The following is a 24,005-nucleotide window of genomic DNA, read 5'->3' as shown; positions in this document are numbered from 1 at the left end:
ATCACCCGGCCTGAATTTTGTTTATGATAACATGATGTATACTAGATAAACTCAAAAAACAAAGCAGGAGTCAACATGTCCATTAAAGCTGAGATCATGAAATCACTAAAAACCGAAATCCTTACCCTCAAGCTAAAGCCCGGCGCCATTCTAAGCGAAACCGCCCTGTCCGAACGTTTCCGGATCTCCAGGACCCCGCTTCGCGATGTGCTGAAGCAGCTCAGTCTGGAATCCTATATCGATATCTATCCCAAAAAAGGCAACCTGGTTTCCTTTATTGATTTGGAGTCGGTCGAACAGATGATTTATTTGCGAAGCGTGCTCGAAAAAGAAATCATCAAAGCTTTGTCCGCCCATCTCCCGCTCAAAGGAGTTCATGAGCTCGGAGAGATCCTGGACAAGCAGCAGGCCGTCATCGATGAGGACGAGGACAGCGAACGATTTCTGGGCCTGGACGACGCCTTTCACCAATCCCTGTTTCAGTTGGCCGGGCGGGAGTTCCTGTGGAATTTGATCCAGCAGACGAGTGTCCATTACGCCAGATACCGCAGACTGCATATGTTGAGGAAGGAAAAGCTGGTGGACATCCATAATGAGCATCAAACCATTCTCGAAATGATGATGCATAAGGAACTGGATCAACTTGACGAACTGATCGACCATCATCTGCGGGAGGATATTAATTCACGGTACTTGCAGGAGAATTTCTCGGAGTATATTAAGGCATAGACGTTTTTCATAGCAAAAGCGGGGCCGAAGCCCCGCTCATCTTGTTATTACTGGGCCAGGGCGGTCATAGGTGTCATAATATGCTGAACATACCGCTTAACCTCATGCGGCAGTTCCTCTGGCGATGGGCTGTAGGAGACGAAGGCGGGTAAATAAGTCCCGTTGCACCGGCTCAATGTTCCTTGGATCGGTCGCAAATATTCGCTGAGCGTAAACCAATTGTGTCCGCCAGCGCGATATCCCTTCTCCTCCCCGCCTGTCGTTGTCGCCACGACAAACTCTTTGCCCTTCAAATGGTCGCCGCCGGGCCCGAACGCCCATCCGAAGGTCAGCACATCGTCGAACCATTTTTTCAAAAGCGGCGGGCAGCTGTACCAGTACAGAGGGAACTGAAACACAATGCGATCGAATTCCAGCAGCAGCCGCTGTTCTCTATCAACGTCGATCTGCCAGTTCGGATATTCCTTATACAGGTCGCGAACGTGAATGTTCGAATGCTGTGCTAATTCCGCCGCCATCGCTTTATTCAATTCGGAATAATTTAAATCGGGGTGAGCTACGATAACCATGATGTTCATGACCATCATCCTTTCGTGTCAGGTTTGGTGGAATGCTCCCCCATTATTGTCGAGATCATCATTTTTGAAAAGTACGCAGTTTCATCGTACTAAGTACGGTAACCCATACAATTAAGCAGTTGCGCGGAACTCCTCATAGTACGGCCAACCATACTAAGTACGGAAAAGGATAGTACTTTTACATTTCCATCGATTCTGCTAAAGTAACCTGTAGTAACGAAAATCCTCACCGGGGAGGGACGTCCAAATGCAAACCAAAATACGAGACGCAAATACGACCCAAGGCATTCTGGCTACGCTCGATGTGATCGGCGGCAAGTGGAAGCCCCTGATTCTGTTCATTCTTCTGAATGAAGGAACCCAGCGGTTCGGAGAGTTGAGACGTCTGCTGCCCGGTATTACGCAAGGAATGCTCACGAATCAGCTGAGAGAGCTGGAACGCGATGGGCTTATCGACCGCCGCATTTATCAAGAAATTCCGCCTAAGGTCGAATATTCGATCTCCGAGCACGGGCAAACGCTGGCGACGGTGCTTGGCGATATGTGCGGCTGGGGCTTCAAACACTTGGAATATATAGAAAGTTTGAAAAAATAACGGATCTGGGCGGACATCTGATAAAGAGCACGATCAAGCATTCTATCGGACAAGGTTTTTCGCATGAAACCCTTTCCCCAAATATCTCCTTCCCCTGAATTTATCTTGTTCTCTGCTTCCCTGATCAAACGGTATAATCGTGCAAAGCGTCCGGACAGCGGATGTTGATCTGCCTCAACTTTCACAATATTCTTGTAACTTTATCCCTTCCTATTTCTTGATTAGGCCAAGCCGTTCGAATTCTTCCAGCGGTGCCTCGATCTCCTTCATTTTTTTAACCAGCTTTTCGATCATGGCTTTTTCAATTTCTGGATCAGTCAACGGATTTTCTTGCTTTGGATCCTTTTCCATATTTGCTGTCTACAGGACTGGCCCAGCAGCTTCAGGCACAGGTTTTGCAACGCAATTTCTTGAAAATCGGCATCAGCATGAGCCTGCTCCCGTTAGACATCGGAACTCATTTAACAAGCGCAGTCATCGAAAAATTGGAACCCGAGGATCTGTTGATCGTATTTTCATTTTCCGGCGAAAATCATGCCATGAAAGAAGCCTTGGCCATACCTTTACTTAAAAAAATTCCGATTATATCCATCACAAATACCATTCAAAACTGGCTTAGCAATCACTCTTTCTTTAATATTTCAACTTATATTGAAGAATCTGATGAGACTCATTTCACCTCCAGTTTCATACACAATATTATTGATTTTATTACGTTTGAGTTTGAGCAATATCTTAAGGAGAAAATGAGTGCGCGTTTAAAATAAAATACTGTGTCTTTTTTTGGCTCAACCTAATAATCAGCGCTTGACAGGGAAGGCCGGTGGGTTGGTCGGCAGATTAACATCCGCTGTCCGGACGCTTTGCACAATTATCCCGTTTGATCCGGAAGCAGAGAGGAAGACGAATTCAGGAATGCCGGAGCGTTATCCATCTATCGATCGATGCACGTAGCGGCTGGAGCTGCAAGCATCAGAGGTTTTAATTTAGTTGGTTAATGTAGATAAAGATCTCTTCGGCTCAAATGATGAGCTGTACCTTACAAATTCCAAATATGCAAAAAGCTCCTGAATCTCCACAAAAGGAAACTCAAGAGCTCGTTCATTGCTAAATTGATGCGGTCGAGAGGACTCGAACCTCCACGGGGGGTTAGCCCACACGGACCTGAACCGTGCGCGTCTGCCAATTCCGCCACGACCGCGTATATTGTCGGTGCATTGTTTTGCAGCAACGTTATATATAATAACATGTATTTTGATGTAAATCAACAACCTTTTTTTGCTTGGACCGGTGCGAAACCTCCCCTTGATTAAAACCGCTCCAATAGGGTATGATAAGAACACAAGTTCGTATATATTCGCATATAAAGGCGGTGTTTTCCCATGGCTGTTCCCGGCCTCAAAGAGGATGAGCTCGCGTTAATCAAAAGCGCGCTGCTGCTAGGATTTTTACAGAAAGTATTTCAGCGGGACGCCCGGATCCTCGAGCAAAGCGGGGTGCTGAAAAGCCCCGAGGTTTACGCCGATTTCATCCGTGGCGGAGAACGGCGGGTGGCCCTCGTGCTGGCCGAGATTCACGGCAAGTTCCGCGAGCGCAACATTGAAATATACCGGATCAGCCAGGACGAGAACGGCATCCAGGCGGAGTACCGCTGCCGCGGCTTCCATGGCAAGATGCGCATACTGTGGGCCGGCTTGCAGCGGGAGGTGTCCTCGCGGATGCGCGCGTATCTGGGCGGCAGCGGCGGCGCGGCGGCCAAAGGGCGGTCATCCTCCGAAGCCCTCTTCCAGAACGCGGACGATGGCGCCTTCCCGGCAAGTATAGCAAAAAAGGGACCCTCCAAGGTGTGATCCATCACCTGAAAGGTCCCTTTCCTCCGTTACTGCACAGGCGGCGAGGACAAAGCCTGCTGCACGCGGGTTACCCCCTGCGACAGCGCGTTTCCGGCCAAAGCCGCGGAAGCCACGGCGACCGTTTCCAAAATTTCCGCATCGGTCGCTCCCTTTGACTTCGCCTCCTCGGCATGGTAGAACGTACAGATTTCGTTATTCGTGGACAAAGCGATCCCGAGCGCAATCAGCTGCTTCGTTTTGGCGTCCAGCTCGCCGTCCCCAAGGCTTGCTCCGGTAAACGCGTGATAAGCTTCCGTGATGCCCGGCAGCGAATCGCCGTATCGGCCGATCTCGTCTTTGTACGCTTTGATTTTCTCGCTCACGAGCGACATGGGCTTAAGCATCCTTTCCTGTAATGTAGAGGATAGTCAAATCGTATCATTTATACGATGTCCCGCCCGGCAAAAAATATGCTAAACCTCCGGCGCAACCCGCGGTTCCCGCGAAGGCTGGTAAATATAATTCCGGTCCAGCTTGACCACATTGCGGTTGGGCCTGCGAATGAGCACATGCGTATCATCCCAGGCCACCACAATCCCGCGGACGTCGTTGGCTTCGATCGCATCGCGAATCACCCGAACTTTTTCGCCGGATAAACGGTATGCGTTTAATTCTTCATCCGTGATCATCGGTAACACCCACCTCCAGCTCTCATTATACAATAGATCCATCCGATATCCAGCCATGCAGAAAAAGACCCCGCCGGCCTTAAGGCCAGTCGGAGTCTCCAGTACTCCAGAACCTTATGAAAAACCATCATGACTTAAGCCTGCCGCTTACCGCGAAGCATGCTCCTTGCTGTCATTCGTCTCGAACCAAAAATCAAGCACCTTGGCCGACATGACCCGTTGTTCCAAATACCCCACCTGCTGCGGACTGAACTGTTCCTTCCAGGGCACATCGAGCTCTTGGCACAGCCCGGTTATCGTCAACAATTGCGACCATGCTACATAGCGTTTGTACCAGAAAAACTGAGGATGTTCCAGCATATAGGGATAAAGGTCGTCAAACTCTGTATGTTTGCAATCCAGGGCACGTTCAAAGGTAATCTTCGCTTCGGACAATTTCGAAAGGAAAAACTCCGCGTCTACTGCCAATTCTTTCCCCATTTTTTAAGCCTCCTCTCCCTAGTAATCCTCATTATAGCGAAAAAAAAGGGTGCTGCAAAGGATTGCTTGCAAAATTGTTTCTTTTTTCCGAGCTTGCTTTGTCCTTATCCGCACCTAGTCCGCAAACGTGATTTGCCCGCCATCCAGCGACGCGATGCGGACCAACGACTCCAAACGGATCCCTTGATCGCGAATCGCCCGGGCCCCGGATTGGAAACATTTTTCTACGACGATGCCCGCTCCGACCAATTCCGCTCCGGCGCGGCTGATGATTTTGATCAGCCCCCGGGCCGCGTCGCCGTTAGCGATGATGTCGTCGATAAATAAAACCCGGTCGTTCTCGCTAATAAACTCGCGCGATACGAGAATGTCCGTGACGATGCCTTTCGTAAATGAAGGCACCCGCTCGCACAGCATGTCCGGCTCGGCCAGCAGCGTTTTTTTGCGGCGCGCGAATAGCAGCGGCACCTCTAGCTCGTACGCCGTCGCGAACGCCACGGCGATGCCCGACGATTCCACCGTCACGACCCGCGTAACCCCGGCATCCCCAAACCGTTTCGCAAACTCTTTGCCCATTTCCATCGTCAATTTCGGGTCCACCTGATGATTCAGCAGACCGTCCAGTTTCAGCACCTGGTCCGAAACGATCACGCCTTGCTCCGTAATCTTTTGCTTTAACAGCTCCATCTTTTTTTCCTCCATAAGTCATTCTCTATAGTGAGAGTTCAAAAAGTATTCTTCCTTAATATCTTCAAAAGCTGGCTTTTTGAACTGCCTCTCTATGGGTTTGAGTCATGTCCCGTTCTTGGACAACATACCTTGTACTATATATAGCACATGAACCGGGGGGAAAACCATGAAAAATAGCGTGAAGGTTTTGCAGATCGCTTTCACATATATCGGTACCGTTGTTGGCGCCGGCTTTGCGACGGGACAGGAAATTCTCCAGTTTTTCACCCGGTATGGAAAATGGGGCGTCCTTACGATTCTGCTGTCCACCCTGCTGTTCGTTTGGCTCGGCACCAAAATGATGCTGCTCGCCCGCGAGATCAAGGCCGCTTCGTACGAGGACCTGAACCGCAAGCTGTTCGGAGAGCGCGCCGGGCGTATGCTCAGCCTGTTTACCCTGATCGTCCTGATCGGCGTCAACAGCGTCATGCTGGCGGGAGCCGGCTCCGTATTCATGGAGCATCTGGGCCTGCATTATCAGACAGGGCTTTGGATCACTCTGATTTTTACCTTTTTGCTGCTCGGACGGGGGATCAAAGGCGTTATGCAGCTGAATTCCCTCGTCGTGCCGCTGATGCTGATCCTTTCGCTGGTGATCATCGTTAATACGCTCGGCTCGCCGGGAGCGGCCCGTTTTTTAACCCTGGAAACCGACTCCGGATTGCTGGCCGCATGGGTATCTCCGCTCATGTATTCGGCGTTTAACCTGTCGATGGCCCAAGCCGTGCTCGTACCGATCGGAAGCCACACCACAAGCCGGAAGGTAATCGTCATGGGCGGGGTTATCGGCGGCGCGGGCGTCGGCTTCATGCTGATGGCCGGCCACTTTGCGCTCTCCGCCAATATGCCGGGGATCGTGCAGTATGAGATTCCGATGGGCAGCATTGCCCAGCAGCTTGGGCCAACCGTCCAGCTCATTTATGTGCTGCTGATTTTTATGGAAATCTTCAGCACGTTCGTGGCCGACGTCTACGGCGTGACCCTGCAGCTGCGGCAGCACCTTCAAGTACCGCCGATGCTGATCTCGGTCACGATTTTGCTGATCTGCTACATAACCAGCCAGTTCGGCTTCAGCTCGCTGCTTTCGGTGCTTTACCCGATATTCGGTCTGTTCAGCCTGTTTTGGGCCTTTATGCTGGCGGCATATAAGAGCAAAGGAAAAACAGGAAACTAACGGACTGCGGCTGTTCCAGGGCCGTGCAGCCACTGGCGTTGCATTAACGCCTACACAAAATCTCCGGTGCACCTTGCCTGATCTCCGGTATACCTTCCCGCTATTCCATTTGAGCTCACGCCAGAAATCTAACGGTTGTATCAGGCGCTATTTTGCCAAAAAAGCCCCTTTCTAAATTTTAACGGTTGTGAGCGTTGTTATCTGCTCTAATCTGAGCCCAAATCGCCGGGTTTTAGCTAAATAAGCGCTATGGCAACCGTTAGAATTTGAAAACGGCGATATTGGAGCAAATAGCGGCTGTGGCAACCGTTAGAATCGTTAAATGTAGTAAGCGTACATGCATTGGATCGGCCGCAGCGATCCACGTTACATTTCAACGATATGCGCCGTCGGCAGCGCCGCTTTGAGCCGGCCAACGACGTGTTCGTGGCAGGTCATCATGATGATCTGCTGGCGCTTAGCGACCGTCCGCAGCACCGACAGCGCTCCTTCGAGACGGGAGGCATCGAAATTAACGAACAAATCGTCGAGCAGCAGCGGCAAACTCCCTTGTCCTCCCGCGACCGCTTCGGATAAAGCCAGCCGCATCGACAAGTACAGCTGTTCCGCCGTCCCCCGGCTTAAACGGGCGCTGTCGATCGGACCATGTTCCGCATGCTCGGCCATCAGCTCCTGGCTGCCTATTTTCATGACAATCCGCCGGTACGTTCCGCCCGTCATCCGGGCAAAATACCGCGATGCCGCCTGCAGCACGGCCGGCTGGCGCTCTTCCTCATAGATCCGCCGCACGCGGGAAATCAACTCGCGGCATACGGCCATCACCGCATATTTATCGGCGTATTCCTCCAGCGCCGCCTGCTGTTCCGCCAGCTGCTGCGCCAAATCCTCCTGCCGGCAGCGCGCCTCCAGACTTTCCTGTTCCTGCAGCAAACGGCCGCGCCGTTCCTGCAGCTTGCGCCAGCGGGCTTCCGCGCCTTCGCCTGCCGCCCGCGCTTCTTCGAGCCGCCGCTTCAATTCCGCTTCGTCCACGCCCTCCAGCAGCCGCTCCAGATCGTTTCGCTTGTCCTCATCCATACCGGAAAACAGCACCAGCTCGCGCTGCCGAAGTTCCTTTTCCAGCGCTTCCCGCCGCTCGGCCGCGGCCCCGATGCGGAGAAATTCCTCCCCGCCCTCGGCTTGTCCTTCCGCGAGCAGATGCTCCTCCGCCTGCATCACCTGCTGCAGCCGATCCTCCAAGCGCCGCCCTTCCTCGTCCAGCGGCGCCAGCTTGGCGGCCAGCCGGTCGTGCCCGGCTTTAAGCTCCAGCTCGCGTTCAAGCTCCGCCAGGGCATCCTCCAACAGCTTTATCGCCGCGCCGGCCCCGGAGCCCGCCGTTTCTGATGCCGCTCTCCCGTTAGCGCCGTCCGAGCCGGCTTCCGGACCGGGCGCCGCAGCGGAAGACAGCGGAATTCCGGCGTAAACGCCGCCGTCCGCCGCCCGTTTCGCTTCCGGATCGTCCGCCGCTTGCCAGCCGGGCCCGCCGTCGTCTTGCAAAGCCAGGCATTCCCGCTCAAACCGCTCGTTTTCCGCCCGCAGCCCGGAGATCTTGTCCGTCAGCCCGTCGATCCGGCTCAGCCATTCCCGTCCCTGTCCGGCCAAATGGAACACGTCCATCGCCGCCTCCGGCGACAGGTCGGCGGAAAGCCGCCGCTCCTCCAGCCAGCGCTCCCATTCGGCGGCGAGCTTGGCAAAATCTCCTTCCCGCCGGGACAGCTCCCGCTCCACGTGCTGCAGCTCATCCTTGACGGCGGCAGCGTGGCCCTGCGCGGCCGCGGCATCCGCTTCGAGCGCGTCATGGCGCTGATCCCACAGCTGCCATTCTTCCATCAGCCGGCGCAGCTGCCGCTCCTCCTCGTCCCAGGCTTCCGTGCGAAGCGAAGCCGCGAAGCCGCTTCCCGCCGCGGCGGCCGCCGTTAGCGGATGCCGGACGAGCCGGGACAGCAGCGCCTCAAGGCGCGTCTCCATCTCCTCGCCGGCTTCCCCAGCTCTTCCGGCAGGCCGGCGAGATGCCGGCGCGGAGCGCCGCCCCGGTGAACCCGCCGGCTTGCCGCGGAAAGCGCCGATGGCGAGGTAAACGTCAAGGCCCAGCAGCAGCACGCCCGTGAAGGCGGCGCTCCAGAGCGATTCCGCGGCCAGCCACAACACGGCGGGAAGCGCGACCGTCAGCACGCAGGCGGCAGCAAACAGCTTGCGGTAAAGCGCGCGCAACCGCGTTTCGGCCAGCGCCTCCGCGTCGGCCGCCCGGACTTCCGCGCGCCGGGAGGCCGCGCTATCCCGCCAGCGGTCCAGCTCGCCGCGGAGCTCGCCCCACAAAGCGCGGATTTCGCCGCGCTCCTGCGGGAGGAGCATCGCAAACTGCCGGCGCCCGGCCGCCGCGCTGTCCTCAAGCCGCGCCGCCGCGTTCGCGCGCGCCGTCTCCGCGCCCGCCGCCGCCCGCTCCAGCTTGGAGCGCTCGCTTTGCAGCAGCTCCATCTCCTTGTCGTAGGCGGCGAAGCGCGCGCTGAACCGGCGAACCTGTTCCCGTTCGCCGACCGTCCCGGCAAAGGCGCGCAGCTCTTCGGCGCGCCATGCCGGGTGGATGCTGCGCAGGCACTCCGCCAGCCGGGCCTGGACCAGGGCGGCTTCGCCCGCCAGTTCGGCCAGCTCGCGCCGCCGCGCCTCATAGGCCGGCAGACGGCCGGCCAGCTGCCGCAGCAGCGGCTCCCGCGCCAGCACCGGCGCGCGCGGCTGCAGCGCGGCCAGCTCCGCCCGCAGCGCTTCCCGCCGCCGGGCCCAGTCGCTGCGCTCGAGCTGCAGGCGGTCCTTCTCCGCCTGCAGCGCCTGCCAGCGCGCCAGCCCCTGCTCCGGGAAGCGCGCCGCCGCCGGCAGCGCGGCCAGCTCGGCGCGGATCGCTTCGCGCTGCAGCCAGTCGCCGCGGCTTGCCGCCGCCTTTTGCAGGCGGGCGGTTTCCCGCGCCAGCGCAGCGCGCTCCGCCTCGCTGGCCGTCAGCTCCCCGGCCAGCTCCTCCAGCTGCTCGAGCACCTCGTTGTAGCGCGGGAGCAGCGCTTTGGCCGCCTCCGCTTCGCGCTCCAGACGCTCGACCGCCTGCAGCAGCTGGGCGATCTCCTGATTGCGGCCGCGCGGGCGGTACAGCTTGTCCATGTCCTGGGCCAGCTTTTTTTCCCCGCGCAGCACCGCTGAGCCCCCGCCGATCCCGGCGTGGAACAAAAAGCGGCTCAGCTCCTCGGACTGCAAAACGCCCACCTCCTGCAGCTCCGTAAGCGAGACGGCAAACAGCTGCTTGAACATCGCTTTGGACAAGCCGCCCAGCAGCTCGCGCTGCATCTGTTCCTGCGTCATCTCCTGCAGCCGGCCGTCCGCATCGCTGCGCGTAATCCGCAGCCGGTCGCCGCGCGTGCCCGGCAGGCTGCGGCCTTCCGGCGGCTGCGCATAACGCTCGATGACCCAGCGGGAGCCGTCCTCCGCGGCAATCGTCAGCGCGCCGCCGTGCACGCCGCCGCGCGCCGGCTCAAACCGCTCGGCGGCAAATGTCCGCGACGGGATGCCGAACAGCATCGCGCGGACGAAGCCGAGCAGCGTGCTTTTTCCCGCTTCGTTCGGTCCGTATAAAACGGTGACCGGGCCCGGCAGTTCCACATCCAGGCCGTGCAAATGGCCAAACCCGCTCACCTGCAATTTCTCCAGCCTCATGATGCTCCCCTCCCGCCAGCCGTTTCATCTTCCGCCAGCAGTGCCCAAGCGAGCTCCTCCGCCCGCCGCAGCAAGCCGAGCCGCTCTTCGGGCCCCAGTTCCTTCAACAGCCGTCTTAGCGTCCGGTTCTCCGCCAGCGGCGCCAGCGCGCTGCCGGTAAGGTCCTCAAGCAGCCCCGGCTCCCGCTCGGCCCGTTCGCCAAGCCGCAGCAGCTCGCCGAGGAAGCTGTCCTCTTCGAGCAGGCCCAAGCGGTCCATCTCCAGCGACGTCTCCACTTTAAAGCCGGCCGGCCAAACGACGCCGCTCAAGGGCGCCCGCGCCGCTAAATCGTCCGCCGCATCCGTTGCCGTCATGCCCTGGTTCCTTGCCGCATCGCTTAACGTTTTGCCCGGAGCGCTCCCCGTTTCATCGCCTGCCGTCCCGCCGGATGCATCCTCCGCTGAACCGCCCGCTGCAGCAAACGGCGCATTCTCCTGAGCGATGCCCAAGCCGCCTTCCTCCAGCAGCCGGCTTTCCCGGCGCCGCAGCTCCTGCATCAGCTCCGCGGCCTCCTGCCCGGACTGCAGCAGCGTATGGAGCGGGCCGCGCCCGGTAAAGGTCAGCCGCACGACGCTGATCCGCGCGGCTTCAGCTTCCCGGACCGCCTCCAGCGCTTCCTCCACCCGGTCCTTCCACGCTTCCTCGCTCGTCAAACCGTCGATCGGCACCGTAATTTCCCGCCACAGCACCTGATCCAGCCGGTGAAACGCCAGGCTTGCCTGCCCGTTCTCATGCACATCGACGATATAACATCCTTTGGGGCCGGTTTCCTTCAAGCTGCGCCCCTGGATGTTGCCGGGATAAACAACCCAAGGATTTTCGCTAAGGATCTGGCGTTTGTGAATATGCCCGAGCGCCCAATAGTCGTAGCCCGCTTCCTTCAACTCGCGCAGCGAACATGGAGCGTAAGCGTCATGCCCCTCCTGGCCGTCCACATTCGCGTGCAGCAGCGCGATGCGGTACAGCTGCGAGGAGTTCGCCTCAGCCTCATCGCGGCGAAACCGCAGCGCCAGATTTTCCGTCACCGACGGCGTTATGTAGGAGATGCCGCTGACGACCGCAACCGGCGCTCCGTCGCTCCGCCGGACCGCCACCCGGCTTTCCGCCTGCCCGCCGAACTCCGTCACATGCGGCGGCAGTTCGAGGCGCAAGCGGCGGCTGCCGAGCGGGTCGTGATTGCCGCGGATGAGATAAACCGGGATGCCGTGCCGCCCCAGCTTGTCCCAGCCTTCCCGCAGCCGCAGCTGCGCGCGCAGCGACGAATCGGCGGCATCGTAGATGTCGCCGGCGAGGACGACGAAATCGACCGCTTCCGCAATCGCCAGCCGGATCAGGCGGTCGAAGGCGGCGAAGGTCGAGTCCCGCAAAAAGCTACGCAGCCGATCCGGCACGCCGGACATCCCGGAAAACGGGGTGTCCAGATGCAGATCGGCGGCGTGGAGAAAACGAAATGATTTCATGATACCAGCTCCATTATTTGAATTGCAGGTACAGTTTTTTCAGTTCATGCACAACCCGGTTCAGCGAATAGTGCGCTTTGGCCTTCTCCGAACCGCTGCGCGCCAACTGATAGCGGTAGTCCGGATCGACGATCACTTTCTCCAGCGCCTCGGCCAGTGCCGGAGCGTCCTCCGGCGGCACGAGCAGGCCGTTCGTTCCGTTTTCGATCTGCTCGGCGATCCCGCCGACCGCCGTGCCGACGAGCGCCAGGCTGCAAAGGGCGGCTTCGGCAAACACGGAGCCAAACGCCTCGGCCCGCGAAGGCAGGACGAAGATATCGAAAAACGGCATAAACTCCTCCGGATGCAGCGTGTACCCGTAAAAAATCGTTTCATTGTAAATGCCCAGCCGCTGGGCGAGTTGCTCCAGCTCCTGGCGGATCGGGCCGTCGCCGATAATATGCAGCACATAATTGTGCCCCCGCTTCTTGAGCTCGGCGCACGCGTTCAGCAAGACGTCCAGCCCTTTGGCCGGAACGAGGCGGCAGACCGTCACCAACTGGGCCACTTCATTTTCGTGCGGCACCGGCTTAAACCGTTTCTCGTCAAAACCGTTCGGGATAACGCCGATCGCCTCGGGCTTCTCCACATAGGAAGCCAGGTACTCGGCAAACGACCGGGACACCGTTAGCAGCCGATCCGTCCGGTGCTCAAGCTCCCCATACAGCGAGGTGAGGAAGCGGTGCTCCGGCCCGTCCGCACGAATCCGTCCGTTTAAGATCAGCTCGCGCTCGTAGCTTGAGTGGACGCTCTGGATCACGGGGGTCCCCGGGAAAACCTCCTTCATGGCCAGCCCGGCGATCGGGTGATGGGCATGGACCAAATCGTACGGCTGCTTAATCCGCAGCTTGGTCCACCATAAGTAATCGCGATACGTTTGCACATATTTTTGCACGATCGGACTGTCCCCGAACTCCTTCCAATCAAAGGTGGCAAATTGTACGGGATCGGTCCCTTTGGAGCGGATGCGTTTCGGCAGCGAAAATAATTCCATTTCCCAGTGGGGAAGATTAAACCGGTCTTGCAGGTGCGGGATCATCGACGATACGCCCCCCGGCTGTTCCGGGGGAAAAAATAAAGCCTGCAACAGTCTCATAGGGTTCTCCTTTATCGCTCGTTCTTTTTGGCGGATGAACCGCTTCTTTTTCCATTATGCCATAGGCAGGAAGGAACATCCATTCCCCTTTTGAGATTGAAAAGCAATATGATACACTGCTGAAGTAAATAGGTACCGGGATTTTTTTGGTGAAAGGAGCAGTAAACATCATGAATATGCCTACCCTGACCGCCGCGTTTCGCGAGTCGGTGCTGGCGATGCTCGGCCGGGACGAAGGAGCACGGTTCCTCGCCAGCTATGCCCGCCCCCGCGCGTACGGGCTGCGGCTGAATACGCTGAAAGTCGGGCTGCACGGCGCGGCGGCGGCGCGGCTTGCGGAGCTGTTCGCGCTGCGCCCCGTTCCTTGGTGCGGTACGGGCTTTTATTACGAGGAGCGCACCCGGCCGGGAAAACATCCCTATCATGCCGCCGGACTATACTATATTCAGGAGCCCTCGGCGATGTCGGCCGTGGAGCTGCTCGATCCCCAGCCGGGCGAAACGGTGCTGGATCTGGCCGCGGCTCCCGGCGGCAAAACGACGCAAATCGCCGCCAAAATGGCCGGACAAGGCCTGCTCGTCAGCAACGAAATCCATCCGCAGCGCGCCCGCATTTTGGCGGAAAATGTGGAGCGGCTTGGCATCCGGAACGCCGTGGTGACGCAGGCCGCACCCGGGGAGCTGTCCGCGCGCTTCCCGCTGGCCTTCGACCGGATCATGCTGGACGCCCCCTGCTCGGGCGAAGGCATGTTCCGCAAGGACCCGGAGGCCGTGGCCGAATGGTCCCCGGAGGCGGTGGAGCAGTGCGCGGCGCGGCAGTGGGATATTTTGCAGGACGCGGTGGCGATGCTCAGACCCGGCGGGCGGCTCGCTTATTCGACCTGCACGTTTAACCGCCGCGAAAACGAAGAGACGGTCCGCCGCTTGCTGGAGGCGTACCCGTTCCTGCGGCTGATCGCCGAGAAGCGGGTTTGGCCGCACCGCGAGGAAGGCGAGGGCCACTACGTCGCCCTGCTCGAGCGGGACGGCGATGCGGACGGCGGGGGGCGCAGCGCCATCCTCGCCGCAGGCGCGCACAGACACGGCGGCACCCTCCCCGCAGGCGTGCAAAGCGTCGTCCCGGGCGGCGGGTGGCCCGCCCTCCGGCGCGGCGCGGACGCTCCCCCGGGCAGCGCCGCCGCCAAAGGCGGGCGCGGGGAGCGCCCCGGCCGCGGCCGCCGCGACTTGCGTGCCGGCCACGCCGGCCGGGAGACCGCCGCGGCCTGGGACGCCTTCCGCGCCTGGGCGGCGGACGAGCTGCCCGCCTCAGACGCCTTCGCGCCCGGGAGCGGCACGCCGCTCCTGTTCGGCGAAGCGCTGTACCTGCTGCCTGCCAGCAGCAGCCTGCCGCTGTCGCCGGACCACCTGGCCGGCCTGAAGGTCCCGCGCGCCGGGCTGCACCTCGGCGACGTCCGCAAAGGCCGGTTCCAGCCCGCCCACGCGCTCGCGATGACGCTCGGCGCGCCCGAAGCCGCACGGGTCTGGACGCTCGGCGAAGACTCGCCCGCCGCGGCCGCATACCTGCGCGGCGAAACGCTGGAGGTGCCCGCCGATCTGCGCGGCTGGCACCTCGTCACCATCGCCTGCGGCGGGGCCAGCTTCCCGCTCGGCTGGGGCAAAGCCAGCGGCGGCCAGCTCAAAAACCACCTGCCCAAAGGCTTGCGGCAGCACTGTTAACAAGAGCAGATCAACATCCGCTGTCCGGATGCTTTGCACGATTATCCCATTTGATCCGGAAGCAGAGCGGAAGATAAATTCAGGACAAGAAAATAGGTTTGGAGCAGCAGACATGTTTGAGTTCATTTGTTTGAGTTCATTTGTTCGAGATTATTAGTTCGAGATCGTTAGTTCGAGATCGTTAGACAGGTTTGTGAGAAGGAGGTCTAGGAGAAGTGAAGCAGACCTGACGGGAGGAATGGGGCAAAACACCGGGAAAAATGACCGTGATTAGCCCCACCCTCTCCCCCCTGAACAAGAGGGATAATCGTGCAAAGCAGCATGCAGGGGTACCAAGACACGAACGCTATAAACAGCCGTTTTTTTAACCTTTCTCCCAAGCTCGCCAACCGCCCCCTTCCCCCCGCAAAAAGAACGTATCATCCCCAGCATTCCGCGGCCCTACCAAGCGGTTTCCTGAGCAATCAACCGGGTTCCCGCCTCAAGTTTGTTGACAACAAGCTTTTTCCATGGAATAATACATCTATCTAATTAGATGATTATGAAATCAGGAGAGCGATAAACATGCAGCTTGACCGCCTCGTTCATTTCCACAAAGCCGTCGGGGACGTCACCCGCATCCGGATCATCGCGCTGCTTCAAAGCGGGCCGCTTCACGGCCAGGCGCTTGCCGGAAAATTGGGCGTCACGCCGCCGACCATTACCCATCACATCACCAAGCTCCGGGAAGCCGATTTGATTTATGAGCGCCGGGACAAAAATACGATTTATTTTTATCTGAACGAAAAAAGCTTAAACCAGCAGGCCCAGGCCATTCTGAATGTCGGCAAAACGCAGCCCCTGGCGGCGGACGGCAAACAAGATGAAGCGCAGCGCAAAGCGTCCGTCGAAAGCAGCTTTTTCAACAAGGACGGCACGTTAAAGCATCTGCCTGCCCAGCGCAAGAAAAAACTGATCGTGCTCGAACGCCTTGTCAAAGGTTTGGAGCCGCGCCGGAAATATACGGAGAAGGAGATCAACGAGTACATCCGGAAATTTCACGAGGATTTTGCGACCATCCGCCGCGAGTTTATCATGAACCACTATATGTACCGGGAAAACGGAATCTACGAACTGAACCCTCCGGAAATGTGGGGCAAAAGCTAGAACCGCCGTTCGGCGTAATAACTATTTTGGCCGGTAATGCGGTAGCGGGCGTACTTAGGACGCCCGGCCGCATGGCTTTTTTTGCTTAACAAATTAGATAAATATCAAATTAGATTACTATCTTATTTTGCTTACAAAGGAGTCTGATACAAAATGAAGCACAAGCATACGCTGCGTGAAGAAAAACAGTATGCGCGCCTGTTCGCCGCCGGGATCGTGAACGGCATCGGAGACCGCTTCAGCCAGGTTGCCGTTCTCGGTCTATTGCTGTCGCTGACGGGATCGGGTTTGGCCGTCGGCATTACTTTTGCCGTTCGCCTGGTTCCCTATCTGCTGTTCGGGCCGCTGGGAGGGATGCTCGCCGACCGTTTTTCCAAAAAATCGCTCCTGATCTTTACGGATGTCGCCCGTTTTTTCTTTGCCTTGACCCCGCTGCTGGTCCGGCAGGCGGACGATGTATGGATCATTTACGTCAGCTCGTTTGTGCTATCGGCCGGCGAGGCGCTGTATGCTCCAACCCGGATGTCCGTGATTCCCCGTTTGGTCCGCAGGGAAAATCTCCTGGCCGTCAACAGCTTGGAGCAGGCGCTGGTCGGTTACGTGCTGATCGCCGGCTCCGTGACCGGTGGATTCGTTTCCGCCCTGAGCGGCGGTCAGGCGTCGTTCATGCTGAACGCCCTGACTTTTCTCGCTTCGGCTTTGCTTTTGTCCAGACTGGATCTCCCCCGGGAACGCGGACAGGCTGCGGAAGCATGCGGCTCGGTTGTATCGTCGGGGCTTTCGGGCGGGGCGTTTATAGAAGCAGCCCCAGAGACCTCGCGGCCCCTCCCCGAGCCCCAAAGCAAACCTTCGGGAGCGCTTCGCCTGCTGTTGTCCCATTCGTTGTATTTGCGGCTAATGATCATCGTGTTTGCTATTTGGCCGATCGGCGACGGGATGATTAACATTCTGATCAGCGTTTACGCGTCGGAAGTGTTTCATATGGGAGAAATCGGCATCGGCCTGCTGTACGGTGCTTTGGGGATCGGTCTTGTGGCGGGCTCCAAAATCACCGGGAAAATTGGCCGGCGCATGGAAACGGTGGCGATATTCGCCCTGCTGCTGGAAGGTGCGATCCATATGCTGATCAGCCAAAGCGCTGTTTTTGTGCTCGCCCTGATCCTGATGATCGGTTCGGCCATGGTGTCCAGCATCGGCAACGCCTGCAACGAAACGGTTTTGATGAAGACGGTACCCGCCGGCTGGCAAGGGCGCTTCTTCGGTACGCTGGCCGCGCTGCAAAATGCGATCATGGGGGTGTCGATGTTGACTGCCGGTTTTCTCCTCGACTTCGTGGCCCCCAGATCCCTTGGCCTGGCTGCCGGAATTTTATTTACGTTGTTGGGAGCCGGGACAGGAATCGCCTGGGCCGTGGAGCAATCCCGGCAGGCTCGTACGAACATAGAGTCCGAGACACTTTAAATATAGCGGAACTTTACCGTGAACCGGGAAGCCGCATATGGGATAATGTGGTAGAAGCTATTATATAAATTGAGGAGGCAAATCATTTGCCGAAATTTACGATTCGCAAAATGGAGCGGCCTTACGATTTTACGGAAGTTGCGCCGCTGCTGAATTTCATTTGGTCCGAGCCGACGACGGCCGAACTGCTCAAGGAAGAAGAGGACAAAATTCCTCCGGGAAGGCTGCATTACAACGAAGAAGGCAAGCTGACGGGTTGGGATCGCCCTAAATGGGTGGCTGAAAACGAAGACGGGCTTGTCATCGGTTACGCCCATGCGTGGAGGGCCCCCTGGTCGGACCCGGGGACTTTGCTCCAAACCGTTGTCGTGCATCCGGAAAAACGCGGGAACGGAGTTGGCCGGGCTTTGTACGATGCGCTTCTGCGGTGGTCCGTTGAAGTCAAGGCTTCCCGCCTGATCAGCCACATCCGTGAGAACGATCAGGAAGGGGTAGCTTTTGCGGAACGGCGCGGCTACATCAAGGAACGGCATACTTTCGAATCCGTACTGGACCCGTTTGCGTTTGATAACGATAAGCTGTTCGAATCGATCAAGGCCGTGGAGCAATCGGGGATCCGGTTCGTTACGCTAGCGGAGGAGCCGGGAGAAGCAAGCGAGAGAAAGCTGCATGAGCTGTACAAAGTCACGCACCTGGACATTCCCGGATTCTCCGGCGACTTTCCCTGGTTCGAGGAATGGAAAAAGTGGAGCATCGAGCAGCCCGGCGTACGCCCGGAGTGGATCCATATCGCCAAGGACGGCGGCCGATACGTGGGCGTCGTTACGCTGCAGCAGAACGAACAGACGCAGGCGATGTATCATGAGTACACCGGCGTGCTTCGGGAATACCGCGGACGCCGGATTGCACTCGCCCTCAAGATGCTTGGCATCCAAACGGCACGCGCCTGCGCGGTTCCCTATTTAAAAACGCACAACGACTCCATGAACGGGCCGATGCTGCACATAAATCGCGATCTGATCGGTTTCCGGGCGGAGCCGGGAACTTACAAGATGGTGTGCGAGCTACAGTGAGAGCTGGGCCTGCATTTTGAAGCTATCTCGTGGCTAGTCGCTATTCGCCCATTTCCCGGGTAATTCCCAAGCAATATTTTTCCAGCGCCAGTTTAACGCCCTCTTCGTTGTTGGACGCCGTTACCGCATCGGCCGCGTCTTTAACCTCCTGCGGAGAATTGTCCATGGCCACGCCAAGCCCAGCGAAGGTGAGCATCGTCAAATCGTTATAATAATTGCCGATGGCCATGACGTTTTCCGCCGGAATGCCCCGCTTTTCCGCCAACTTTTGCAGCGCGGCGCCCTTGGAAGCATCCTTATGCATCAAATCGATGAAAAAATCGCCGCTGCGCAGCATGTTTAACTTCTGCGGCCATTCGCTCCATTCCGCAAACACGCGGTCCACCTGCTCCATCTCCCCCGAAACGGTTAGTTTAACGATCGGTTCGCGCAGCTCGGCCCAAGCCGGAAGATCCTGCGGCACCACAAAAAAATTGCTGTAGATATCCAGCACTTCCTGGCTCAAACGGGACGCTCCTTCCACGTATACGGTAAACGTCGTATTGATGTCGAAATGCACTTTATGCTTGCGGCAATACTCCATATATGGCTCCAGTACTTGCCGGTCAAGCGCAAATTCATGAACGGCTTCCTCCGTACGCACGTCGACCGTGACCGCGCCGTTATGTGTAATGACATACCCCTCCAGGCCGATCCGGCGCATAAAAGGGAGCGAACTGATCGGAGCCCGTCCGGTGCACAGCACGAATTCCGCGCCTTGATCGGCGATGGCCCGAATCGTTTCCATCGTGCCCGGCGTCAATTCATGATCATCGGTCAATAAAGTTCCGTCTACATCCAAAGCGATTAGCTTGTATTTCATATTTAAATTGTCTCTCCTTTATATTTCTCAACCCTCCCAAACCCTCCCTTACCGTAAGGGAGGGCCCCAAGGGCCTGCCGCCCTTTGGATACCCGCAAAGGGGAGGAACGTGGGAGCTATAGAGGCGCTCCTGCGGCTGTTCCCTTCGGGAATGCGCCTGGCTGCGTGCGTGGAACGCTTTTCCCCCTTCGGGTACGTCTTACTTGGGGCGCTCCCGGGTTACCTGGAAACACGCTGCAGGCACTGCTGCTTTCGCACGCACCAGGGTGGCTATAGGGAAGCAGCCGCTTGTCGCCCTTTGGGCACGCTCTGCTTTTGGCGCTCCTGCGAGGGGTGGGGACTGCTACATAGGCTGTTTTTACTGCAACGTTCGTGCTTGCACCCGCTCTCCCTTCGGGATTCGCTCTACTTCGGCGCAAAGCTTTAGCTTGTTTGTGCTACTTGTGGCGCGCTACACAGTTCCTTCGTGCTTGCGCCCGCTCTCCCTTCGGGATTCGCTCTACTTCGGTGCAAGGCTCTAGCTTGTTTGTGCTACTTGTGGCGCGCTGCCCAGTTCTTTCGTGCTTGGAGCCGCTCTCCCTTCGGGATTCGCTTACTTCAGCGCAAAGCGTTAGCTACTTTTGGTTACTTTTTATATGCTTTCAAAGCGGCCAGCTCGGCTTCGGTCAGCTCGCGGAAGGCGCCTTTGGGGAGCGCTTCGTCGAGGACGAGCGGGCCCATGGAAATGCGCTTTAAGTAAGTGACTTTGGAGCCGACGGCTTCGAACATTCGCTTCACTTGGTGGAACTTGCCTTCGGAAATGGTGAGGCGTATGCGCGAAGTTAGGGTGCCGTCGGCGAGTGTGTTTCGCTCAAGGACGTCGAGCTCGGCGGGCAGGGTGATGTAGCCGTCGTCGAGTTCGACGCCTTGTTTGAATCGCTCTGCTTCGGGGTCCCCGACGTGGCCGTCGACGATGGCTTCGTACGTTTTGGGCACGTGCTTGCGCGGGGACAGTAAATCATGGGCCAGCTGGCCGTCGTTGGTGAGCAGCAGCAGGCCTTCGGTATCTTTGTCCAAACGTCCGACGGGAAAAGGGTCGAACACGCGAAATTCCGCCGGCAGCAAGTCGAGCACGGTCTGTTGCCGGAGGTCCTCGGTGGCGGAAATGACGCCGGTCGGTTTATGCAGCATCAGATAAACGAATTCCCGGTATACGATTCGTTCTCCATCGAGCTCGATGACGTCCCCGAAAGGGTCGCATTGCGCGCCGCTATCTTTGACGACCGCACCGTTTCGGGTCACCCGGCCCTGCTTCACGAGCTTTTTGATTTCGGCTCGCGAGCCGTAGCCGAGATTCCCCAGGATTTTGTCGAGTCTTTGCGTTTTTTTGCCTGGACTCATTCGTTATGTCCACCTCCAGCCGGCCGGATATTCGTTTTTGAGCAGGCCGTTTTGCCATTTGCCCCAGCCGAGGGAATAACCGTCCACGGTGACAAGCACATAACCTTTCGGATTAGCCCCATCGCGGGTATGGACCCGCGAAGCTTCGATTTCCAGCGTTTCTCCTTTTAAATAGCGGACGGCCTCCCCGCCGTCCGCGGACAAATCGAGCGTTCTGGCCGCCTCGGAAGGCGCCAGCGCCGTAGCCAGCGGATGCCCTGGCGTAAACCGGCCGTTTTTGACCGTGCCGGCATACCAGCCCGGGCGAACGACCTTTAGCCCGTCCAGCTGTTCTTTGGCGACCGGCGAAAGGTACACGTTTCCGCCGAACGTCAGCGGTGTCCCGGGCAGTTCGGCCCGCAAATGCTCCGCGGCAAAAGCCCGCCAGCTCTCCAGCATCTCCCGTTCGCCGGAGCCCCTTTTGTCCCCGCCGGCCGCTTGACGGGAACGCTGCGCAGGGCGAGCCGCCGCTCCACCGCGAGTTGCTCCGCTTTGCCGCGAAGCGATGCGTTCATGCCCGCCCGCAAGCTTGGCCTCCGGAACGTGCGTCTCCCTATTTCGCTCCAGCACCGCGACAAAATGCCCTTCGCCTTCCACCTTATGCGGCCATAATCTGCCGCAGCCGGCGGTTTGCTTTTTGATTTCCTCTGGGACCGAAGCCATAACGCCCCCTTCTTCGCCGCTTAGCCAATCCAGCCAATCCGGCCGTCCCGGGGTAATACCGGTGTCCCGCGGCACAGGCACAACCTCGAAGTCCGGGTTCTCCAGCAAAAATTCCGCGATCATCGCCTCGTTCTCTTCCGGCGCAAACGTGCAGGTGGAGTAAACGATCCTGCCGCCGGGCGCCAGCATCGCCGCCGCCGTTTTCAAAATATCCCGCTGCATGACCGTACATTTCTCGATCGAATGCCGTTCCCACTGCCGGGCCATGTCTTCATCCTTTCGGAACATGCCTTCGCCCGAACACGGGGCGTCGATCAGGATTTTATCGAAATAATGCGGAAAAGCCCGGGCGATCCGCTCCGGCGCTTCGTTCAGCACCACCGCGTTCCGCACGCCGTAAAGCTCGATGTTTTTGGCCAAGGCCTTCGTCCGTTCCGCATGGATATCGTTGGTAACGAGCACCCCTTTGCCATTCAGGCGGGCCGCGATTTGCGTCGACTTGCCCCCCGGAGCCCCGCATAAATCCAGCACCCGGTCCCCTTCCGAGACGTTCAGCAGCTCCGCCGGCGCCATCGCGCTCGGCTCCTGTATGTAATACAATCCGGCGTGGTAGTACGGGTGTTTGCCGGGCTTGACCCGTTCATCCACATAAAAGCCCGCCTCGCACCACGGAATCGGACGGAGCGCAAACGGCGACAGCTTCAGGAACGAGTCCGGGCCGATTTTTAACGTATTGACGCGGATTCCCGCATGCCTGGGATCGTCATAGGAGGACAGGAACGCCTCATACTCATCCCCAAGCAGCTCCCGCATTCTATCCAAAAAAACGCTCGGTAGTTGCACCGTCATCTCGTACCATCCATTCTTCAGAAACTCTTGTTGAAAAACAACGCTATTGTACCACAGGTTCCCTATTTCCGGGAAACGCCCGTTCATCCAAAACAGCGGCGCAAACCGTGTAAAACTCCGCTGCGGATGACCAGACTCCGACGATTATCTGATGATTAACTGTAAATCATACAGCTATAGTATACCGAATTGCCAAGCCAATCGTTTTAATTGCATCTCATACAACTACATCCCATTCTTTTGAAAAATCCAATAGACTTCGCTTAGGCCGCCCGTTTTGCCCCGGAAACGGCAAAAGCCCGCCCCAATAAACGATAGAGGCGGGCCTTAATATCAGCCGTTTAATTCCCGTTGTCGCTGCTCCAGCTTCAGCCGGCGTTCCTCATGTTTTTCGCCCCGCTGCGGCTTGCGCCGCTGCGGGACGTTCGGGGCGATCTCCGCCGCCGCTTGCTCCACGGCGTCGCGCAGCGCCGGATCGACAATATCAATCGTTAAATCATAATACGCAAAAGAACGGTTTTGCCGGGGCTCCAAAGCTTCTGCATAAGCCGCCGTCTCCCGGCGCAGCTTGCCCAGGTCGATCCCCAGCGCCCCTTCCGGATACGGCGCGAGCCGTTCCAGCGCCGACAGCAGCATTTTCCGGGCGCCCGAAACGTTTCCGCTCCGCGCATGAAACAGCCCGACGGCTACCTGCAGCAGGCCTTTGTACAGCGGATCGTGATCCCGCTCCAGCCACAGCTCCTCCAGCACCTCATGGCACTCAAAGTAATCGCGGTCCCGGTTAAAATAAACCAGATACGCCACGTACAGCGGCTCATAGCTCATCGCCGGGCTCCTCCACTTTTTTGTGCCGCTTGATTAGCTCTTTGACCTCGGTCAGCAGTTCCTTGAAGCCTTCGAAGTCTTTCGCTTCCCAAAGCTCGTTAAACCGGCGCTGCGCGTCGATCGCCTCCGAGACGAGATGATAGAAATATAGCTGGTGAATGGCCGCGAGCAGCGACGACACGATATTGGAGTCGTCCTCAAAGCTTTTTTGCGCCAACAGAATTTCCTGACGGATGCTCGACATCTCATTGTCCAGCACAAAAGCGGCCTCGGCCGCTTTCTTCAGCCGGGCGCGCATTTCCTCCGGCAGGCTTTCGCGGTATTTATAGTTCAGCGAGTGCTCGATCGTCGCCCAGAAGTTCATCGCCAGCGTGCGGATCTGGATTTCGGCGAGCACGTTTTTTTGCCCAAGCGCGGTTTGCACCGGGTATTCGACGATCATATGAAAGCTGCGGTAGCCGCTTTCCTTGTAGTTCGTGATGTAGTCCTTCTCGTACAGCACCTTCAGGTCCTTGCGCATGCGGATATATTCCGCGACCCGCCGGATATCCTCCACGAACTGGCACATGATGCGGATGCCGGCGATATCCTCGATGCCCGTCTCCAGATCGTCCATGGACACATTAAGCCGTTTGGCTTTTTCTAGAATGCTGGAAATTTTTTTGACCCGTCCGGTCACGAATTCAATCGGCGCGTATTCTTCGCGTTTTTTTAGTTCGGACCGCATCGTTTTGAACTTCACTTTTAATTCCTCAACAGCTTGTTCATATGGAAGCAAAAATGTTCCCCAATCTCTACTGTCCATCCCTATGCCTCCTGTCTT

23 protein-coding genes and 1 tRNA gene are annotated in these 24,005 nt (G+C 57.8%); 9 read left to right on the top strand and 15 right to left on the bottom strand.

Features of this window, described 5'->3' with window-relative positions; genetic code table 11:
- Positions 1 to 75: 75 nt before the first annotated feature.
- Positions 76 to 729, top strand: coding sequence for a GntR family transcriptional regulator (locus NYE69_RS14375; protein ID WP_340926690.1), 654 nt, complete (start codon positions 76 to 78; stop codon positions 727 to 729).
- 47 nt (positions 730 to 776) lie between these two features.
- On the opposite strand, the gene NYE69_RS14370 is transcribed toward NYE69_RS14375, so the two are convergent.
- Entirely contained in the window at positions 777 to 1,307 is a 531-nt protein-coding gene (locus NYE69_RS14370; RefSeq protein WP_340926689.1) for an NAD(P)H-dependent oxidoreductase, read from the bottom strand.
- A gap of 247 nt (positions 1,308 to 1,554) precedes the next feature.
- Between NYE69_RS14370 and NYE69_RS14365 the strand changes: the two genes are divergently transcribed.
- Together NYE69_RS14365 and NYE69_RS14360 are read left to right on the top strand one after the other, a co-directional pair.
- Positions 1,555 to 1,902 (top strand): winged helix-turn-helix transcriptional regulator, encoded by a 348-nt coding sequence (locus NYE69_RS14365; protein WP_340926688.1) that lies wholly within the window; start codon positions 1,555 to 1,557, stop codon positions 1,900 to 1,902.
- A gap of 335 nt (positions 1,903 to 2,237) precedes the next feature.
- Positions 2,238 to 2,669 (top strand): MurR/RpiR family transcriptional regulator, encoded by a 432-nt coding sequence (locus NYE69_RS14360; protein WP_340926687.1) that lies wholly within the window; start codon positions 2,238 to 2,240, stop codon positions 2,667 to 2,669.
- Positions 2,670 to 3,018: 349 nt separating this feature from the next.
- Here NYE69_RS14360 and NYE69_RS14355 read toward each other — a convergent pair.
- Positions 3,019 to 3,103: transfer RNA gene (locus tag NYE69_RS14355), tRNA-Leu, on the bottom strand.
- Positions 3,104 to 3,284: 181 nt separating this feature from the next.
- Between NYE69_RS14355 and NYE69_RS14350 the strand changes: the two genes are divergently transcribed.
- Positions 3,285 to 3,752: a hypothetical protein gene (locus tag NYE69_RS14350; RefSeq protein WP_230877097.1), complete on the top strand. Its 468-nt coding sequence runs from the start codon at positions 3,285 to 3,287 to the stop codon at positions 3,750 to 3,752.
- 29 nt (positions 3,753 to 3,781) lie between these two features.
- On the opposite strand, the gene NYE69_RS14345 is transcribed toward NYE69_RS14350, so the two are convergent.
- From NYE69_RS14345 to NYE69_RS14330, 4 genes are all read right to left on the bottom strand, one after another.
- The gene (locus tag NYE69_RS14345) at positions 3,782 to 4,126 is read right to left on the bottom strand and encodes a carboxymuconolactone decarboxylase family protein (RefSeq protein ID WP_328272632.1); all 345 of its coding nucleotides are present in this window, start codon (positions 4,124 to 4,126) and stop codon (positions 3,782 to 3,784) included.
- Between the two features lie 81 nt (positions 4,127 to 4,207).
- Positions 4,208 to 4,423 (bottom strand): hypothetical protein, encoded by a 216-nt coding sequence (locus NYE69_RS14340; RefSeq protein ID WP_328272634.1) that lies wholly within the window; start codon positions 4,421 to 4,423, stop codon positions 4,208 to 4,210.
- Positions 4,424 to 4,570: 147 nt separating this feature from the next.
- On the bottom strand, positions 4,571 to 4,903 hold the full coding sequence (locus NYE69_RS14335) for a hypothetical protein (protein ID WP_036624227.1): 333 nt from the start codon (positions 4,901 to 4,903) through the stop codon (positions 4,571 to 4,573).
- A gap of 114 nt (positions 4,904 to 5,017) precedes the next feature.
- On the bottom strand, positions 5,018 to 5,590 hold the full coding sequence (locus NYE69_RS14330; RefSeq protein ID WP_328272636.1) for a xanthine phosphoribosyltransferase: 573 nt from the start codon (positions 5,588 to 5,590) through the stop codon (positions 5,018 to 5,020).
- Between the two features lie 169 nt (positions 5,591 to 5,759).
- Here NYE69_RS14330 and NYE69_RS14325 point away from each other — a divergent pair, with 169 nt between their 5' ends.
- Positions 5,760 to 6,806, top strand: coding sequence for a YkvI family membrane protein (locus NYE69_RS14325; RefSeq protein WP_328272637.1), 1,047 nt, complete (start codon positions 5,760 to 5,762; stop codon positions 6,804 to 6,806).
- A 366-nt stretch (positions 6,807 to 7,172) separates the two neighbouring features.
- On the opposite strand, the gene NYE69_RS14320 is transcribed toward NYE69_RS14325, so the two are convergent.
- Genes NYE69_RS14320 through NYE69_RS14305 form a run of 4 tightly spaced genes read right to left on the bottom strand, consistent with a single transcriptional unit; the run spans position 7,173 to position 13,341 of the window.
- Positions 7,173 to 10,535 carry an AAA family ATPase gene (locus tag NYE69_RS14320; protein WP_340926684.1) on the bottom strand — a complete coding sequence of 1,121 codons (3,363 nt, stop codon included), beginning with the start codon at positions 10,533 to 10,535 and terminating at the stop codon, positions 7,173 to 7,175.
- Positions 10,532 to 12,034, bottom strand: a complete 1,503-nt coding sequence (locus NYE69_RS14315) for a metallophosphoesterase family protein (protein ID WP_340926683.1) — start codon at positions 12,032 to 12,034, stop codon at positions 10,532 to 10,534. The genes NYE69_RS14320 and NYE69_RS14315 overlap by 4 nt, the downstream gene beginning before the upstream one ends.
- A 13-nt stretch (positions 12,035 to 12,047) precedes the next feature.
- A complete protein-coding gene (locus tag NYE69_RS14310; RefSeq protein ID WP_328273784.1) occupies positions 12,048 to 13,169 on the bottom strand; it encodes a glycosyltransferase family 4 protein in 1,122 nt (373 codons plus the stop codon).
- Complete coding sequence (locus tag NYE69_RS14305) at positions 13,084 to 13,341, bottom strand: hypothetical protein (protein WP_340930608.1); 258 nt, start codon at positions 13,339 to 13,341, stop codon at positions 13,084 to 13,086. Before NYE69_RS14305 ends, NYE69_RS14310 begins: the two co-directional genes overlap by 86 nt.
- A 4-nt stretch (positions 13,342 to 13,345) precedes the next feature.
- Here NYE69_RS14305 and NYE69_RS14300 point away from each other — a divergent pair, with 4 nt between their 5' ends.
- The 4 genes from NYE69_RS14300 to NYE69_RS14285 all read left to right on the top strand — a co-directional run bounded on the left by NYE69_RS14300 (position 13,346) and on the right by NYE69_RS14285 (position 18,564).
- Positions 13,346 to 14,884: an RsmB/NOP family class I SAM-dependent RNA methyltransferase gene (locus tag NYE69_RS14300; RefSeq protein ID WP_445744834.1), complete on the top strand. Its 1,539-nt coding sequence runs from the start codon at positions 13,346 to 13,348 to the stop codon at positions 14,882 to 14,884.
- A 564-nt stretch (positions 14,885 to 15,448) separates the two neighbouring features.
- Positions 15,449 to 16,030 (top strand): DUF2087 domain-containing protein, encoded by a 582-nt coding sequence (locus NYE69_RS14295; RefSeq protein ID WP_340926680.1) that lies wholly within the window; start codon positions 15,449 to 15,451, stop codon positions 16,028 to 16,030.
- A 153-nt stretch (positions 16,031 to 16,183) separates the two neighbouring features.
- A complete protein-coding gene (locus NYE69_RS14290; protein WP_340926679.1) occupies positions 16,184 to 17,491 on the top strand; it encodes an MFS transporter in 1,308 nt (435 codons plus the stop codon).
- Between the two features lie 86 nt (positions 17,492 to 17,577).
- The gene (locus NYE69_RS14285) at positions 17,578 to 18,564 is read left to right on the top strand and encodes a GNAT family N-acetyltransferase (protein ID WP_328271887.1); all 987 of its coding nucleotides are present in this window, start codon (positions 17,578 to 17,580) and stop codon (positions 18,562 to 18,564) included.
- Positions 18,565 to 18,604: 40 nt separating this feature from the next.
- Here the strand turns inward: NYE69_RS14285 and NYE69_RS14280 are convergent, their stop codons facing one another.
- From NYE69_RS14280 to NYE69_RS14260, 5 genes are all read right to left on the bottom strand, one after another.
- The gene (locus NYE69_RS14280; RefSeq protein WP_328271886.1) at positions 18,605 to 19,426 is read right to left on the bottom strand and encodes a Cof-type HAD-IIB family hydrolase; all 822 of its coding nucleotides are present in this window, start codon (positions 19,424 to 19,426) and stop codon (positions 18,605 to 18,607) included.
- A 624-nt stretch (positions 19,427 to 20,050) separates the two neighbouring features.
- Positions 20,051 to 20,806: a pseudouridine synthase gene (locus tag NYE69_RS14275; protein ID WP_340926677.1), complete on the bottom strand. Its 756-nt coding sequence runs from the start codon at positions 20,804 to 20,806 to the stop codon at positions 20,051 to 20,053.
- 3 nt (positions 20,807 to 20,809) lie between these two features.
- Positions 20,810 to 22,357: an RsmB/NOP family class I SAM-dependent RNA methyltransferase gene (locus NYE69_RS14270; protein ID WP_340926676.1), complete on the bottom strand. Its 1,548-nt coding sequence runs from the start codon at positions 22,355 to 22,357 to the stop codon at positions 20,810 to 20,812.
- A gap of 333 nt (positions 22,358 to 22,690) precedes the next feature.
- Positions 22,691 to 23,182, bottom strand: a complete 492-nt coding sequence (locus NYE69_RS14265) for a DUF309 domain-containing protein (RefSeq protein WP_328273570.1) — start codon at positions 23,180 to 23,182, stop codon at positions 22,691 to 22,693.
- The gene (locus NYE69_RS14260) at positions 23,172 to 23,987 is read right to left on the bottom strand and encodes a GTP pyrophosphokinase (protein WP_155621173.1); all 816 of its coding nucleotides are present in this window, start codon (positions 23,985 to 23,987) and stop codon (positions 23,172 to 23,174) included. The genes NYE69_RS14265 and NYE69_RS14260 overlap by 11 nt, the downstream gene beginning before the upstream one ends.
- Positions 23,988 to 24,005 lie beyond the last annotated feature (18 nt).

It is taken from the genome of Paenibacillus sp. FSL R5-0527 (genome assembly GCF_038008055.1).
Taxonomy (GTDB): Bacteria; Bacillota; Bacilli; order Paenibacillales; family Paenibacillaceae; genus Fontibacillus; species Fontibacillus macerans.
This window is presented reverse-complemented; position numbering and strand designations above follow the sequence as displayed.

What these genes read in the sequence shown, in the direction of transcription:
- NYE69_RS14280 (WP_328271886.1), bottom strand. Translation starts at nt 19,426, where the DNA reads ATGAAATACAAGCTAATCGCTTTGGATGTAGACGGAACTTTATTGACC.
- NYE69_RS14275 (WP_340926677.1), bottom strand. Translation starts at nt 20,806, where the DNA reads ATGAGTCCAGGCAAAAAAACGCAAAGACTCGACAAAATCCTGGGGAAT.
- NYE69_RS14365 (WP_340926688.1), top strand. Translation starts at nt 1,555, where the DNA reads ATGCAAACCAAAATACGAGACGCAAATACGACCCAAGGCATTCTGGCT.
- NYE69_RS14290 (WP_340926679.1), top strand. Translation starts at nt 16,184, where the DNA reads ATGAAGCACAAGCATACGCTGCGTGAAGAAAAACAGTATGCGCGCCTG.
- NYE69_RS14340 (WP_328272634.1), bottom strand. Translation starts at nt 4,423, where the DNA reads ATGATCACGGATGAAGAATTAAACGCATACCGTTTATCCGGCGAAAAA.
- NYE69_RS14320 (WP_340926684.1), bottom strand. Translation starts at nt 10,535, where the DNA reads ATGAGGCTGGAGAAATTGCAGGTGAGCGGGTTTGGCCATTTGCACGGC.
- NYE69_RS14370 (WP_340926689.1), bottom strand. Translation starts at nt 1,307, where the DNA reads ATGAACATCATGGTTATCGTAGCTCACCCCGATTTAAATTATTCCGAA.
- NYE69_RS14345 (WP_328272632.1), bottom strand. Translation starts at nt 4,126, where the DNA reads ATGTCGCTCGTGAGCGAGAAAATCAAAGCGTACAAAGACGAGATCGGC.
- NYE69_RS14270 (WP_340926676.1), bottom strand. Translation starts at nt 22,357, where the DNA reads ATGACGGTGCAACTACCGAGCGTTTTTTTGGATAGAATGCGGGAGCTG.
- NYE69_RS14315 (WP_340926683.1), bottom strand. Translation starts at nt 12,034, where the DNA reads ATGAAATCATTTCGTTTTCTCCACGCCGCCGATCTGCATCTGGACACC.
- NYE69_RS14295 (WP_340926680.1), top strand. Translation starts at nt 15,449, where the DNA reads ATGCAGCTTGACCGCCTCGTTCATTTCCACAAAGCCGTCGGGGACGTC.
- NYE69_RS14260 (WP_155621173.1), bottom strand. Translation starts at nt 23,987, where the DNA reads ATGGACAGTAGAGATTGGGGAACATTTTTGCTTCCATATGAACAAGCT.
- NYE69_RS14300 (WP_445744834.1), top strand. Translation starts at nt 13,346, where the DNA reads ATGCCTACCCTGACCGCCGCGTTTCGCGAGTCGGTGCTGGCGATGCTC.
- NYE69_RS14265 (WP_328273570.1), bottom strand. Translation starts at nt 23,182, where the DNA reads ATGAGCTATGAGCCGCTGTACGTGGCGTATCTGGTTTATTTTAACCGG.
- NYE69_RS14335 (WP_036624227.1), bottom strand. Translation starts at nt 4,903, where the DNA reads ATGGGGAAAGAATTGGCAGTAGACGCGGAGTTTTTCCTTTCGAAATTG.
- NYE69_RS14330 (WP_328272636.1), bottom strand. Translation starts at nt 5,590, where the DNA reads ATGGAGCTGTTAAAGCAAAAGATTACGGAGCAAGGCGTGATCGTTTCG.
- NYE69_RS14375 (WP_340926690.1), top strand. Translation starts at nt 76, where the DNA reads ATGTCCATTAAAGCTGAGATCATGAAATCACTAAAAACCGAAATCCTT.
- NYE69_RS14350 (WP_230877097.1), top strand. Translation starts at nt 3,285, where the DNA reads ATGGCTGTTCCCGGCCTCAAAGAGGATGAGCTCGCGTTAATCAAAAGC.
- NYE69_RS14305 (WP_340930608.1), bottom strand. Translation starts at nt 13,341, where the DNA reads ATGATGTTTACTGCTCCTTTCACCAAAAAAATCCCGGTACCTATTTAC.
- NYE69_RS14325 (WP_328272637.1), top strand. Translation starts at nt 5,760, where the DNA reads ATGAAAAATAGCGTGAAGGTTTTGCAGATCGCTTTCACATATATCGGT.
- NYE69_RS14310 (WP_328273784.1), bottom strand. Translation starts at nt 13,169, where the DNA reads ATGAGACTGTTGCAGGCTTTATTTTTTCCCCCGGAACAGCCGGGGGGC.